Source organism: Rhizobium sp. YAF28 (genome assembly GCF_052113285.1).
Lineage (GTDB): Bacteria > Pseudomonadota > Alphaproteobacteria > Rhizobiales > Rhizobiaceae > Rhizobium.
Genome location: NZ_JBFRCX010000008.1, coordinates 79,506 through 92,825 on the forward strand (window position 1 = coordinate 79,506; position 13,320 = coordinate 92,825).

Here is a 13,320-nt window from a genome sequence, read left to right on the forward strand (position 1 = left end):
CTAGGCTGCCACCACATAGGCGTAGGCGAGGCTGCCCGAAACGCCTTCGCCACCGACCGTGTGGTCGGCGATGCGCTTGTTGTAGATGGTCAGCTCCGGCTGGCTGGCTATGTCGATCGCCGGTAGGTCCTCGACGAGAATTTGTTGGATCTCGCGCCACTGATCGACACGTTTTTTCGCATCGACCTCGATCGCCGCAGCCTCCAAAAGCGCATCGACCTTAGGATTGCTGTAGGCGGAGCCGTTGGAGAAGGGCACGCCCGGCTTGAAGTTCTTGCTCCAGTAGAGACGTTGGACGCCGACGGTCGGATCGAAGAGGTTGCTCATGCCCTCGAAGGCGAAATCGAAATCGCGGTCGGTATAGATGCGTTTGGTATAGGTGGCGAAGTCCTGGCTGCGGACGGTCGCATCGACACCGACCTTGGAGAGCGCCTGGCGGATATATTCCGAACCGCGCGGATAGGTTTCTCCGCTCGGCACATAGTCGAGATTGATGCGGATGCGCACGCCGTCGCTGCCACGCGGATAGCCGGCCTCGTCGAGCAGCTTTTCGGCGGCAGCAAGATCGATCGGATAGGTCTTCAGATCGCCATCATACCATTTGGCAAGATTGGGATTGATCGGACCGGGAATGGCCGCGCCATAGCCGTAGTTGATGGTGTTGAGGATCACCTTGCGGTCGATCACATGGGCGAAGGCCTGGCGGACGCGAATGTCCTTGAAGAAGGGACGTTCGAGGTTGAACTCGATGCGGCTGACGCCGTTCGCATACTGATAGCCGCGCTGCTCGAAGGCGATACCGGGGACCTCCTTCAGACGTTCAAGGTCGCTGAGAGGAACGGGCGTCGAGGGCGCAAGATCGATTTCGCCGGTTTCGATCGCGATGGAGCGTGCCGCTGCATCGGGAATGAAGCGGACGATGAGCTGGTCGAGATAGGGACGCGGTTGATCCCAGTATTCAGGATTGCGCTCATAGACGAGGTGGCTGCCGCGAACCCATTCCTTGAACTTGAAGGGGCCGGTTCCGATCGGTGCAAGGTTGGCCGGGTTTTCCGTGACCTTCGTTCCTTCATAGATATGGCGCGGAACGATCGGCGTCTCGGAGGAGGCAAGCGCAGTGATGAGGTAGGGAGCCGGCTTGGAGAGTTTCAGGATCGCAGTCAGCGGATCCGGCGTTTCGACGTCGACGAGGTTGAGGAACGTGTTGCGGCCACGCGGATGAACCTCCTTCAGCGTCTTGATCGAGAAAGCGACGTCGGCCGATGTGAAGGTCTGGCCGTCATGCCATTTTACGCTCTCGCGCAGGTGGAACGTGTAGGCCAGCCCATCCGGGCTCACCGACCATTCCTTGGCCAGGAGCGGCTGCGGGTTCAGCTCGAAATCATAGGTCAGAAGGCCTTCGATCACCTTCGGCGAGACGTAGACGGAATTGAAGGCAGTGTTAGCAATCGTCGTCAGCACCGGCGGCTCGGCCGACAGGAGCAGCGTCGCTGTGCCGCCACGCACAGGGGCCGCAAAGGCCGGCAGGCGTGTCGCCGACGCCACGGTGAGCGCAACGGAAGCAAGAAGGAAATTGCGGCGTGTCGGGGCAGGAAATGCTGGCATGGTCGGTCCCTCAATGATTGTGCGTGCCCGTTGCCAGGCGTCCTGGGTTCGCCTTTCCATACTTCGGCGCCGCAGTAGAGTTTTTTACCCAATTCCGGAGCTGCTTCGGTAGGAAATTCTTATGTAAATCTTAGTGACGTTAAATAATTTCAAAAGACTTCGATATTCGATCTCTTCTTGGAATTATTTACTAATATGGATTTGACAAAACCCACAGATTTAGTCAACTACTATCTCAACGCAGCACGATGAATTCTTCCGGCGACGCGAGGTGGAAATCCATGTCGGCACTCAAGCGGGTCGCCCGCACAATCAGAAAGACCGTCATTCAGGCCGTGCCGACCATGCTCGGCATCGTCATATTGAGTTTCTTCCTGCTCAAGCTCGCACCGGGCGATGCGGCCGACGTGATGGCGGCAGAATCCGGCTCGGCCACGGAGGAAACAATGGCGGCTCTGCGCCAGCGCTTCGGGCTCGACAACCCTCTCCTCGTGCAGCTCGCCAACTACCTGGACAACCTGGCGCATTTCAGCCTCGGTTTTTCACCGCGCTACGGAATGCCGGTTGCCGATCTAATCGGCCAGCGGCTGCCTGGAACACTGACGCTGATGCTGGCCGCGCTGCTGATCGCCATTGCCGTTGGTCTGCTGCTCGGCGCGTTGATGGCAAGCTTTTCCGGCAGGCTTGCCGACCGGGTGATCTCGGTCGTCTCGCTGCTGTTTTACTCAATCCCCGGCTTCTGGATCGGCCTGATGCTGATCCTGTTTTTCTCGGTCAAGCTCGGCTGGCTGCCGAGCGGCGGCGACAGCACGATCGGATCGCGGCTGACCGGGCTTCCGGCGCTCCTCGACCGGATCCGCTACATGGTGTTGCCGGCAACCTCGCTCTCCCTCTTCTATCTGGCAATCTATGCGCGACTGACACGCGCGGCGATGCTGGAGGTCAAGTCGCAGGATTTCGTCCGCACCGCCCGCGCCAAGGGCGTGTCGCCCTTCTTCCTGACCACGCGTCACGTGCTGCGCAATGCGCTGATCCCGATCACGACAATGGCCGGCATGCATTTCGGGGGCATGCTTGGCGGAGCCGTCGTGGTCGAGACCGTCTATAGTTGGCCGGGGCTCGGCCGGCTTGCCTTCGAAGCCGTGATGGCCCGCGATTTTTCCGTGCTGCTCGGCATCTTGCTCTTGTCCTCCTTCCTTGTGATCGTCGCCAACGCGGCCGTCGATCTGCTGCAGGCATGGATTGATCCCAGAATCGGAGCCAGCCGATGACCAGTCAGAAGCTTCATACCTATGCCGGCAGCGCAATCGATCTGGCCGAGCACGATAGCGACGCCTCGCGGCCGCTGCCCCAAAAACCCGCCGAGCCGAGCTGGACGCATATCCATGCGCCCGACGTGCGCGCCGCCGCCGCACCCGGTATTGCCTGGCGCGGTCTGCGGCGGGAGCTCAAGGTTTTTCTGTCCAATCCCACCGCATTGTTCGGCGTCCTGTTCCTGATCGCCACCGCACTCGCTGCCCTTCTTGCTCCCGTCTTTTATCCCGGCGATCCGATGGAGATGGTGGCGCGACCGTTCCTCTGGCCGGGCCAAAATCCGTCCTATCCGCTCGGTACGGATTCGATGGGACGCGATGTGCTCGCAGGCATCCTCCACGGGGCGCGCATTTCGCTTACGGTCGGTATCGCTGCGACCGCCCTCGGGCTTTCCGCCGGCATCGCGATCGGCGCGATGGCGGGATATTTCGGCGGGATCGTCGATGATCTCCTGGTGAAATTCATCGAGATCTTCCAGACGATCCCGAGCTTCGTCTTGCTCGTCGTCCTGGTCGCCATCGCTCAGCCGACGACCTCGACCGTCACAATCGCGATTGCGATCGTCAGTTGGCCGACGGTGGCGCGCCTGACACGGGCCGAGTTCCGCGCCATCCGCGAGAAGGACTATGTGCTGGCCGCTCGAAGCCTCGGCTTCGGCCATGCACGCATCATCTTCCGCGAAATCCTGCCGAACGCCCTGCCGCCGCTGATCGTCACCTCCTCGGTTATGGTCGCAAGCGCCATCCTGATGGAATCGGCGCTGTCCTTCATGGGGCTTGGCGATCCCAATCGCGTCTCCTGGGGATCGATGATCGGTGCCGGCCGGGACGTGATCCGCACCGCTTGGTACCTGACAGCCCTGCCGGGTCTCGCGATCGTCTTTACCGTCCTCGCCCTCAATCTTCTGGGTGATGGGCTCAACGATGCGCTCAATCCGCGCTTTTCGGAGGAACGCTGATGAGCCATCTTCTCGAAGTCCGCGATCTCTTCGTCCGCTTTGCGACCGCAGAGCCGGTGAAGGGCGTAAGCTTCGACGCCAATCCCGGAGAGATGCTGGCGATCGTTGGTGAATCCGGCTCCGGAAAATCGCTGACAGCCCTTGCCCTAATGGGGCTCCTGCCACGGCACGCCCGGCCGGGTGGCGAAATCCTGTTTGACGGTCGCAGTCTGCTGACGCTGTCGGAACGGCAGCTGCGCCGGATTCGCGGGCGCGACATCGCGATGATCTTCCAGGAGCCGATGACCTCGCTCAATCCGGTCCTGTCGATCGGTGACCAGATCATCGAGGTGCTGCGGATCCATGAGGATCTGAGCCGCCGCCAGGCGCGTGCCCGGACGATCGAGCTTCTGGACCTCGTCAGTATTCCGGAGCCGGCCAGACGCATCGATGACTATCCCCATCAGCTGTCGGGCGGCATGCGCCAGCGCGTGATGATCGCGATTGCCGTTGCCTGCAATCCGAAACTTCTGATCGCCGACGAGGCGACGACCGCGCTCGACGTGACCATCCAGGCGCAGGTACTGCAGCTTCTCGACAATCTGCGCGCCAAGCTGAACATGGCCGTCATCCTGATCACGCACGATCTCGGCATCGTGGCGCAATGGGCTGATCGCGTCGTCGTCATGTATGCCGGCCGCAAGATCGAGGAGGGGCTGCCCGGTCCGGTCTTTGATACGCCCTATCACCCCTATACGCGCGGCCTCCTGGCTGCCTCGCCGCGGCTGACGGCTGATTATCATTATCGCGATGGGCCGCTTGCCGAAATTCCGGGCTCCATCGTCTCGGCCGCCGGCGAGAAGGGCTGCTCCTTCCGCCCGCGCTGTCCGGTCGCCCGTCCCGCCTGCGCCCAGGCGGTGCCGACGCTGTTTTCCATCTCGGCGGGCCGCGAAGTCGCCTGCCCCTATGTTTCAGTCCATGCGGAGGTCGCTCATGTCGCTCCTGTCGGTCGATAGGCTCTCCACCCATTATCCAGGCAGCGCCGGCACGGTGCGTGCCGTCGACGGCGTGTCACTGGAAATCGCGGAAGGCGAGACAGTTGCGCTCGTCGGCGAATCCGGTTGCGGCAAGTCGACGCTCGGCAAGTCGCTGACGCGTCTCGTCACGCCGTCTTCCGGGCAGGTCCGCTTTCGCGGCCGCGATGTTATGGCCATGTCGAACAAGGAGCTGCAGTCGATCCGCCGCAGCATCCAGATGATCTTCCAGGACCCCTTCGCTTCGCTCAATCCACGGCAGACCATCCGCACCATATTGACGGCGCCGCTTGCCGTGCATGGCATCGGCGATCGCAGGAAACGTGATGCGATCGCTGCGGGAATGGTCGAGCACGTCGGCCTGCCACGCGACAGCCTGGAGCGCTATCCGCACGAATTTTCCGGCGGCCAGCGCCAGCGCATCGGCATTGCCCGGGCGCTGATCCTGCAGCCCGAGCTCGTCATCTGCGATGAACCGGTCTCGGCACTTGACCTGTCGATCCAGGCCCAGATCCTCAACCTGCTGGTCGAGATGAAGACGGAGCTGTCGCTTTCCTATCTTTTCATCTCGCATGATCTATCCGTCGTTCGTTATTTCGCCGACCGTGTGCTCGTCATGTATCTCGGGCGTATAGTCGAAAGCGCCTCGACCGCCGACCTCTGGAACGGTGCCAAACATCCCTATACGCAGGCCCTGCTTGCCGCCGTGCCCGACCCGTCGCGGCGCAAGCAGGCCGCCCCGATCACCGGCGACCTGCCAAGTCCGCACAATCCACCTTCCGGCTGTCGCTTCAACACGCGCTGTCCGCTTGCCACCGATATTTGCCGGGCCGAGGATCCGGCATTCCGCCAGTTCGGCGCCGGCCATGCCGTCGCCTGTCACCACGCTCAATGAATGGAGAATGAAATGGTCGATTATCGCTACCTCGGGCGCAGCGCGCTCAAAGTGTCACCGCTCAGCCTTGGAACCATGATGTTCGGCGGGCCGACGCCCGATGAGGTCGCCTTCCGCATCATCGACAGGGCCCGCGAGCAGGGGATCAACTTCATCGACACGGCCGACGTCTATCACGACGGCAAGTCGGAAGAGGTCGTGGGCCGTGGCATCAAGTCAAGCCGCGACCATTGGGTATTGGCGACCAAGTTCGTCAACTCGCACACCAAGGGCCCGAACCTTGGCGGCCACTCGCGCAAATGGGTGATCGAGACGGTGGAGAATTCGCTGCGCCGGCTGAACACCGACTATATCGACATCCTCTATTTCCACCGCGCCGTCTTCGACGCGCCGCTCGAAGAGCCGGTGCGCGCCATTGCTGACCTTATCCGCGCGGGCAAGCTTCGCTATTTCGGGGTCTCGAATTTCCGCGGCTGGCGCATCGCCGAGATCGCTCATCTTGCCGATCAGCTCGGCATCGATCGGCCGGTCGCAAGCCAGCCACTCTACAACATCGTCAACCGCACGGCCGAAGCCGAACAGTTGCCGGCCGCCCACTACTACGGCCTCGGCGTTGTCTCCTATTCGCCGCTCGCCCGCGGCGTGCTGACCGGCAAATACGAGCCGGGCAAGGAGCCGGGTGCCGATACGCGTGCAGGGCGTGGCGACAAGCGCATCCTCGAAACCGAATGGCGTCCGGAATCGATTGCGATCGCCAAGGAGATCGCTGCCCATGCCAACCGCAAGGGCATTACGCCGACCGAGTTCGCGCTCGCCTGGGTGCTGAACAACAAGCTGATCTCGGCCGCCATCACCGGTCCGCGCACCGAAGAGCATTGGGACAGCTATATCCGCGCGCTCGACGTCAAGCTCGATGCCGAGGACGAGGCCCTGGTCGACAGGCTGGTGACGGCCGGTCATCCGTCGACGCCGGGCTTCAACGATCCAAGCCATCCGGTCGAAGGGCGCGTTCCGCGCGTCAGCGAAGGTGGGACCGACAATGTCGTGTCGCTGACGCGCGCCGTCGCCTGAGGCCGTCAGGGAGGATCCGCTCTCGTGTGGATCCTCCCCATTCTTCAAAAATCCGCCGTTGAAAGCTTGACCATGGCCACTCCGACCTCTTCCGTGCTGTTATCTGCAGGTGGATCTGCGCCCGATTCCGATCTTGCCGCCCTGCTTTCGACGGTACCGGCGCTCGCAGCCGAAATCGGCAAGGAAGCGGCACGGCGCGATCTCGATCGCGAGCTTCCGTTTGAGGCTTTCCGCCTGTTCAAGGAGGCCGGTCTCGGAGCGCTGCGCATCCCCGTCTCGCTCGGCGGGCCTGGCGGCAGTGTCCTCGACTATATCGAAACGATCATGGCGATCGGTGCGGCCGATTCCAATGTGGCGCATGCGCTTCGCAGCCACTTCAATTTCACCGAGAGCCTCATTCTCAATCCGAATACAGCGCTCGATCGCACACAGCTTGCCAGAGTGCTTGCCGGCAAGCTGTTCGGCGGCGCTCATACGGAACAGGGCACCAAGCGGCCCGGCGAGGTGACGACCAGGCTTTCAAAATCCGGCGACAGCTATCGCCTCAACGGCCGCAAATGGTATGCGACGGGCACTGCCTTTTCCGATTTCGCTTCCTTCAGCGCGAAAAATGACGAGGACCAGCTCGTCAGCGTTCTCTTGCCGGTCGACCGCAAAGGCATCACCATTCTCGATGATTGGGACGGCATGGGCCAACGGCTGACCGCAAGCGGCGGCGTGCTGCTCGAGGACGTGGAGGTGCTGGCCCATGAGATTTCCACGCGCGGCCTCAATTCGCTTGTCGGGCGTCATACATCGACCCTGCGCCAGCTCCACCTTGCCGCTTCCATGGCAGGTGCGGTGCGCGGCGCAGTGGCCGAGGGTACCGATTACGTGCGCAGACAGGCACGTTCGGCTGCCCATAGCGCGGCCGAGACGGCCAATGCCGACCCCTTTGTCCAGAAAATTCTGGGTGAGATCGCCAGCGGCTCGTTTGCTGTCGATACGCTGATCCGCGAGGCGGCCCGCGCGCTTGACCGTTCCGTCGCGGCGTTCGGAGCAGGCGATCCGGAACGACTGGAAGCGGCTCTTGTCGAAAGCGCCCTGACGACGGCGCGCACGCAGATCGTCGCCTCTCAGATCGCGCTTTCTGCCGCAACCAACGTCTTCGAGCTCGGCGGTGGCTCGGCTACATCGAGGCATCTCAACCTTGACCGCCACTGGCGCAATATCCGCACTGTGCTCAACCATAATCCGCTTTTGCACAAGGCGCGTGTGGTCGGCGATTTCTACATCAACGGAACGACGACGCATCTGGAGGAAGGCAAGGTCTTCTAAAGCCCAGCCGGTCGCGTCGCTTCCATCTATCACCCGGGGTCATCCGGATCTCCGGCCGCCGCGTCGGCAGGAGATCTTTGCGCCTTTCTTGCTGTCGTCCCCCGGATCTGCGTGACGGGGAGGGAGGTCTCATGCATTTCGATCCAAAGCCAGGCCATTCCGTCATCATTATCGGCGGCGGGTTTGCCGGCGCGCTAACCGCGCTCAAACTGCTCGACCAGACCACGGTCGCGCTGTCGATCACCATCATCGAGCCGCGTGCCGAGCTCGGGCGCGGCGTTGCCTATAGCACCAGCGATCCCGCCCATCTCGTCAACGGACCGGCTGAGATCTTCTCGCTCTATCCCGAAGACATGGGGCACCTGGCCCGCTGGCTTACCGAACACGGCCCCGCCAACGGCTGGCAGCCGCCCGCAGACGTTGCCGCAAGCAGCCCGCCGCGCCATCTTTACGGGACCTATGTGCGCTACGAACTGAAGCGCGCGGTTGCACAGGCACGTTCCGGATCGAGCCTGCAGCATGTCCGTTCGTCGGCGGCACATCTGTCATCATCGCCACACCGGGTCCGTGTTGCGACCACGGACGGCACTGTCTTGGAAGCGGACGAGGCCGTCCTGGCGCTCGGGGTATTCCAGCCCGATCTGCGCCCTGCCGAGGCAGCTGTGGCGGGACATCCGCGCTTTGCCGAAAATCCCTGGAACACGGCAGCGCTCGACCGGTTGCGCGACAGTTCCGATATCCTCATCATCGGTGCCAGTCTCTCCATGGTTGATGCGATCGCGAGCATGGAGGCGAGGGGGTTTCGTGGACGCTACCGGGTGATTTCGCGGCGGGGCCAGTTCGTCGAGGGTCGCAGGAATGCCGAGCCGGCCCGCGACTTTCTCGCCGAGGGACCCTTTCCTGCGACGGCGCGCGGCCTGCTTGCGCGCGTCAAGGCGGAACGGCGCCGGCTTGCCGCCGCTGGTGGGGACTGGCAGGGGCTGCCGCTTGCCATTCGCCCCTACATCCTGCCGCTCTGGCAGAATGCAGAGGATCGGGAAAGACTGCGCTTTGCCCGTCATCTGAGGGCCTTCTGGGACGTGACGGCACATCGATCCGCGCCGGAAAGCCACCGCAGCGTCGAAGAAGCGCGGTCGCAGGGACGGCTCGTCGCAGAGACGGCCCGCCTGCTGGCGCTAAGGCCTGATGAGAACGGTATTGCAGCAATCCTGAAGACGGCGGGCGGCCTCGAGGATACCGTGTTCGGCGGTGTGATCGATTGCCGTGGACATCAGTTGCACGACTGGCGGCAAATCTCTGATCCGTTTGTTCGCCAGCTTCTTTCAAGCGGCGAGGTGCGCCCGCATTCGACCGGCTTCGGCATCGACGCCACCCCTGAAGGCGACCTCATCAATGAGGAAGGGTGCGTTCACCGCAACTTGAGCGCCATCGGCCATCCGTTGCGCGGTGTCGCCTGGGAATCGAGCTCGATCACCGAGCAGCGCACGCAGGCGATCGCGCTTGCCGACCGCATCCTCGCGAAATTCACGCCGGCCCGCGCCGCCTCTTAAGCAAACATTTATTCGACAGATCGGAAAGCGATCGGGGGCGCATCTGGCGATGCGCCCCCGATCCGTGAAGGCTGGTCGTGACCCCCGAACCGTCAGCCTTCGCCGTCCTTGATATAGACCTCGGCGAAATTGGCCTGGACGCCTTCGGCGCCGATCGTGTGGTTCTTCACCCGCTTGTTGAAGACCGTGACATTTTCCAGCGCGATCAGATTGACCACCGGAACCTCGTCGGCGATGATCCTCTGGAAATCGTTGAATTCTTGTCTTCGCTTGTGCTCGTCGATTTCGATTGATGCTGCCTCCAGCAGCCGGTCGACCTCCGGGTTGGCGTAATGCGCCGCATTGGAAAAAGGCAGGCCGAGCTTGAAGTTCTTCGACCAGTAGATGCGCTGGACGCCGAGCGTCGGATCGAACTGGTTGCCGAGATATTCGGCCGTGACGTCGAAGACGCGTTCGGTATAGACCTTCTGGATGTAGGTCGAGAAATCGTAGGAATCGATCGTCGCGGCAATGCCGATACGGGTGAGATTCTGTTTCAGATATTCGATGACCCGCTTGAAGCCTTCATTGTAGGAATTGTGGGTGAGCCTGAGGGCAAAGCGCGTGCCGTCGGCGCCGCGCTTGTAGCCGGCCTCGTCGAGAAGCTGTTCGGCTGCCGCAAGATCGTAGGCGTAGGGCTTGATCGAGCCGTCGTGGTAGCGTGACAGGAAGGTACTGATCGGTGTCGGCGAAATATGGCCGTAACCGTACCAGACTGTGTTGAGGATGACGTCGAGATCGATCGCGTGGGCGATGGCGCGGCGAACTCTGACATCCTTCAGATATTCGTTGTCGAGATTGAAGATGAGCTGGGTCTGATCGCCCTTGGTTTCGTAACCGCGGGAATCGACGCTGATATTCGGCAGCGCCTTGATGCGCTCGAGATCGCTGAGCGGGATCGGATTGTCGCCGCCGATATCGAATTCACCGGTCTCGAATCCTGCTGCTCGTGCCGCTCCATCGGGCACGAAGCGGATGACGATCTGGTCGAGATAGGGTTTGCCTGCATCCCAGTAGTCGGCATTACGCTCCAGGATGATATGCGAGCCGCGCGTCCATCCCTTGAAGACGAAAGGGCCGGTGCCGATCGGTGCGCTGCCGTTCTTGTTGAGCGGCACGTCGGCGATCGCGACATTGTCGTAGATATGCTTCGGCACGATCGGCGATTCCGCCGCATAGAGAGCGCTGAGCAGGTAGGGTGCGGGCTTCGACAGGCGGATGACCGCTGTCAGCGGATCAGGTGTCTCGACCCTGACGACATTGGCGAAGGTGCCGCGCCCGCGCGGATGGACCTGCTTTAAGAGTTCGATCGAATAGGCGACGTCATCGGCGGTGAAGGGTTTGCCATCATGCCATTTGACATCAGGTCGCAACCTGAACGTGTAGCTCAGGCCATCGTCCGATATCGACCATTCGGTCGCAAGCTGCGGTTTCGGGGTCAGGTCGAAATCATAGGTCAACAGCCCCTCGGTGATCTTCGGACTGACCTTCTGTGTGCCGCCGGCGGTGTGCGCCAGCGCCAGGATTGTCGGCGGTTCTGGTACGACAATGAAGTTCAGCGTTCCGCCCGGCTTCGGCTTGTCTTCTGCGGCCTTGAGGCCGAACGAGGGCACGAGCGTGCTGGCGGTGGATAAAAGCAGCAGCTGGTTGAAAGTGCGGCGATTGATGCTCATGAGGATCGTCCCTGTCAGGCGTTCTTGAGGAGATAGGCGGAGGAGAGGCTGCCCGAGAGACCGTCGGCAACCACCGTATGGTCCTGGACCATCTTGTTGAAGATCGTCAGCTGCCGGAAGGAGACGAGCGTGATATCGGGCAGATCGCGGGCGATGATCACCTGCATGCGGTTGAAGAGTTCGACGCGTTTGGCCCTGTCGTTCTCGACCGCAGCCTGTTCGAAGATCGCGTCGATTTCCGGATTGTTGTAGCCCGAGCCGTTCGAGAAGGGCACGCCCTTCTTGAAGTTCTTCGACCAGTAGAGACGCTGCACGCCGATGGTCGGATCGAACGTATTGCCCATGCCGTTGGTGACGAAGGCGAAATCGCGGTCGGTGTAGACGCGCTTCAGCCAGGTCGGCACATCCTGTCCGCGCAGCGTCACCTTGACGCCGATCTTGGACAGCGCATCGCGCAAATAGTCACCGATACGAGTATAGGTGTCGCCATAGGGCATCACATCGTGCGGCACCTCGAAGCGCACACCGTCTGGCCCGCGCGGGAAGCCTGCTTCGTCGAGAAGCTGTTCGGCCTTTGCCGGATCATGGGCATAGACCGGGACGTCAGGATTATAGAAAGCCTTGAGGAAGGGGCTGATCGGGCTCGGCGCTGCGACCGCATAGCCGTAGAAGGCGATATTGGCGACAGTCTGCCGGTCGATCGCATGGGCCACGGCCTGGCGGACCTTGTCATGCTTGAAATACTCGTTCTGCAGGTTGAACTCGATGCGGTAGACAGTCGGCGAATAATCGTTGCCGCGATCGTCGACGGCAAGCGTGGGCGAGGCTTTCAGCCGGTCGATTTCGCTCAGCGACACCGGCGTATCGGGAGCAATATCGACTTCGCCGGTCTCAAGTGCTGCAAGTCTGGCGCTGGCATCGGGAATGAACTTGACGACGATGCGGTCGAGATAGGGCTTGCCCTGGTCCCAATAGTCGGGATTGCGATCCAGGATCACATGGCTGCCGACCGCCCATTCACGGAAGATGAAAGGACCGGTGCCGATCGGGGCGCGGCCATTTGCGTGTCCGGCAAGATCGGTGGCGCCCTCGTAGACATGTTTGGGCACAATCGGGGATTCGCTCGCCTGCAAGGCGCCGATCAGATAGGGCGCCGGCTTCGACAGGCGGATGATGGCGGTATGGGCATCCGGTGTCGCGACCTCCTTGACGCTGGAGAAGGTGGCCCGGCCACGCGGATGCACCTCCTTGAGTGCCAGGATCGAGAAGGCGACATCCTCGGCGGTAAAGGGTTTGCCGTCATGCCATTTGACGCCTTGCCTGAGTTCGAAACGGTATTCCAGCCCGTCGTCGCTGACGTACCAGGCGGTCGCAAGCTGCGGGATCGGCTTGAAGTCCAGCCCGTAAGCCAACAATCCTTCGGTGACCTTGCCGGAGATGCGGGTGGTCGGGCCTGCCGTATGCGCAAGGGTGACGAGTGTGGGTGGCTCCGGCTGGACGAGCAGATTGAGCGTACCGCCGGCGACAGGCTCCGCCGCCTCGGCAAAGCGGCCGATGGGCACCACGGCGCTGAGCGCCGTGAACGCGAAGAGCTGATTGAGCTGACGTCTATTGATATCCATAACGACCCCCTGTGTCCGTTTCGGCCTGCCGAGGCCCACGCCTTGGTGAGCGCGCATGATCGGTCCGGGGAGGGGAAATCGAGAAGAATGTTTTTCTAACAGCGCCCGAAAGCAAAGCTTCGCGCAAATCGGCAGGCGTGCCGTGGCCGTAATAATCTAGTCTTTTAGTAGACAATTTTCCGATTTTAGTTTTTGCTTCTCCGGCAAGGGTGATCACGCGCAAGGAAATGTTTCCGGCCTCGCTATCGGCGCAAAGTGGGTTC

10 protein-coding genes are annotated in these 13,320 nt (G+C 61.8%); 7 read left to right on the forward strand and 3 right to left on the reverse strand.

Annotated features, from left to right (window positions below):
* Positions 1-1,605 carry an ABC transporter substrate-binding protein gene (locus tag AB4Z13_RS19235; protein WP_442206521.1) on the reverse strand — a complete coding sequence of 535 codons (1,605 nt, stop codon included), beginning with the start codon at positions 1,603-1,605 and terminating at the stop codon, positions 1-3.
* A 281-nt stretch (positions 1,606-1,886) separates the two neighbouring features.
* On the opposite strand from AB4Z13_RS19235, the gene AB4Z13_RS19240 reads away from it, so the two are divergent.
* The 7 genes from AB4Z13_RS19240 to AB4Z13_RS19270 all read left to right on the forward strand — a co-directional run bounded on the left by AB4Z13_RS19240 (position 1,887) and on the right by AB4Z13_RS19270 (position 9,723).
* Positions 1,887-2,876: an ABC transporter permease gene (locus tag AB4Z13_RS19240; protein WP_113320712.1), complete on the forward strand. Its 990-nt coding sequence runs from the start codon at positions 1,887-1,889 to the stop codon at positions 2,874-2,876.
* A complete protein-coding gene (locus AB4Z13_RS19245) occupies positions 2,873-3,877 on the forward strand; it encodes an ABC transporter permease (RefSeq protein WP_113320713.1) in 1,005 nt (334 codons plus the stop codon). Before AB4Z13_RS19240 ends, AB4Z13_RS19245 begins: the two co-directional genes overlap by 4 nt.
* Complete coding sequence (locus AB4Z13_RS19250) at positions 3,877-4,872, forward strand: ABC transporter ATP-binding protein (protein ID WP_442206522.1); 996 nt, start codon at positions 3,877-3,879, stop codon at positions 4,870-4,872. Before AB4Z13_RS19245 ends, AB4Z13_RS19250 begins: the two co-directional genes overlap by 1 nt.
* Positions 4,850-5,785, forward strand: coding sequence for an ABC transporter ATP-binding protein (locus AB4Z13_RS19255; RefSeq protein ID WP_442206523.1), 936 nt, complete (start codon positions 4,850-4,852; stop codon positions 5,783-5,785). The genes AB4Z13_RS19250 and AB4Z13_RS19255 overlap by 23 nt, the downstream gene beginning before the upstream one ends.
* Before the next feature lie 12 nt (positions 5,786-5,797).
* Complete coding sequence (locus AB4Z13_RS19260) at positions 5,798-6,856, forward strand: aldo/keto reductase (protein WP_113320715.1); 1,059 nt, start codon at positions 5,798-5,800, stop codon at positions 6,854-6,856.
* Positions 6,857-6,928: 72 nt separating this feature from the next.
* Entirely contained in the window at positions 6,929-8,173 is a 1,245-nt protein-coding gene (locus AB4Z13_RS19265) for an acyl-CoA dehydrogenase family protein (protein WP_442206524.1), read from the forward strand.
* Positions 8,174-8,304: 131 nt separating this feature from the next.
* The gene (locus tag AB4Z13_RS19270) at positions 8,305-9,723 is read left to right on the forward strand and encodes an FAD/NAD(P)-binding protein (protein ID WP_113320716.1); all 1,419 of its coding nucleotides are present in this window, start codon (positions 8,305-8,307) and stop codon (positions 9,721-9,723) included.
* Positions 9,724-9,815: 92 nt separating this feature from the next.
* Here AB4Z13_RS19270 and AB4Z13_RS19275 read toward each other — a convergent pair whose 3' ends face one another.
* Both AB4Z13_RS19275 and AB4Z13_RS19280 read right to left on the reverse strand, forming a co-directional pair.
* Complete coding sequence (locus tag AB4Z13_RS19275) at positions 9,816-11,435, reverse strand: ABC transporter substrate-binding protein (protein WP_113320717.1); 1,620 nt, start codon at positions 11,433-11,435, stop codon at positions 9,816-9,818.
* Positions 11,436-11,449: 14 nt separating this feature from the next.
* Complete coding sequence (locus tag AB4Z13_RS19280) at positions 11,450-13,057, reverse strand: ABC transporter substrate-binding protein (protein WP_113320718.1); 1,608 nt, start codon at positions 13,055-13,057, stop codon at positions 11,450-11,452.
* Between the last annotated feature and the right edge of the window lie 263 nt (positions 13,058-13,320).

What these genes read in the sequence shown, in the direction of transcription:
- AB4Z13_RS19235 (WP_442206521.1), bottom strand. Translation starts at nt 1,605, where the DNA reads ATGCCAGCATTTCCTGCCCCGACACGCCGCAATTTCCTTCTTGCTTCC.
- AB4Z13_RS19265 (WP_442206524.1), top strand. Translation starts at nt 6,929, where the DNA reads ATGGCCACTCCGACCTCTTCCGTGCTGTTATCTGCAGGTGGATCTGCG.
- AB4Z13_RS19270 (WP_113320716.1), top strand. Translation starts at nt 8,305, where the DNA reads ATGCATTTCGATCCAAAGCCAGGCCATTCCGTCATCATTATCGGCGGC.
- AB4Z13_RS19255 (WP_442206523.1), top strand. Translation starts at nt 4,850, where the DNA reads ATGTCGCTCCTGTCGGTCGATAGGCTCTCCACCCATTATCCAGGCAGC.
- AB4Z13_RS19280 (WP_113320718.1), bottom strand. Translation starts at nt 13,057, where the DNA reads ATGGATATCAATAGACGTCAGCTCAATCAGCTCTTCGCGTTCACGGCG.
- AB4Z13_RS19240 (WP_113320712.1), top strand. Translation starts at nt 1,887, where the DNA reads ATGTCGGCACTCAAGCGGGTCGCCCGCACAATCAGAAAGACCGTCATT.
- AB4Z13_RS19245 (WP_113320713.1), top strand. Translation starts at nt 2,873, where the DNA reads ATGACCAGTCAGAAGCTTCATACCTATGCCGGCAGCGCAATCGATCTG.
- AB4Z13_RS19250 (WP_442206522.1), top strand. Translation starts at nt 3,877, where the DNA reads ATGAGCCATCTTCTCGAAGTCCGCGATCTCTTCGTCCGCTTTGCGACC.
- AB4Z13_RS19275 (WP_113320717.1), bottom strand. Translation starts at nt 11,435, where the DNA reads ATGAGCATCAATCGCCGCACTTTCAACCAGCTGCTGCTTTTATCCACC.
- AB4Z13_RS19260 (WP_113320715.1), top strand. Translation starts at nt 5,798, where the DNA reads ATGGTCGATTATCGCTACCTCGGGCGCAGCGCGCTCAAAGTGTCACCG.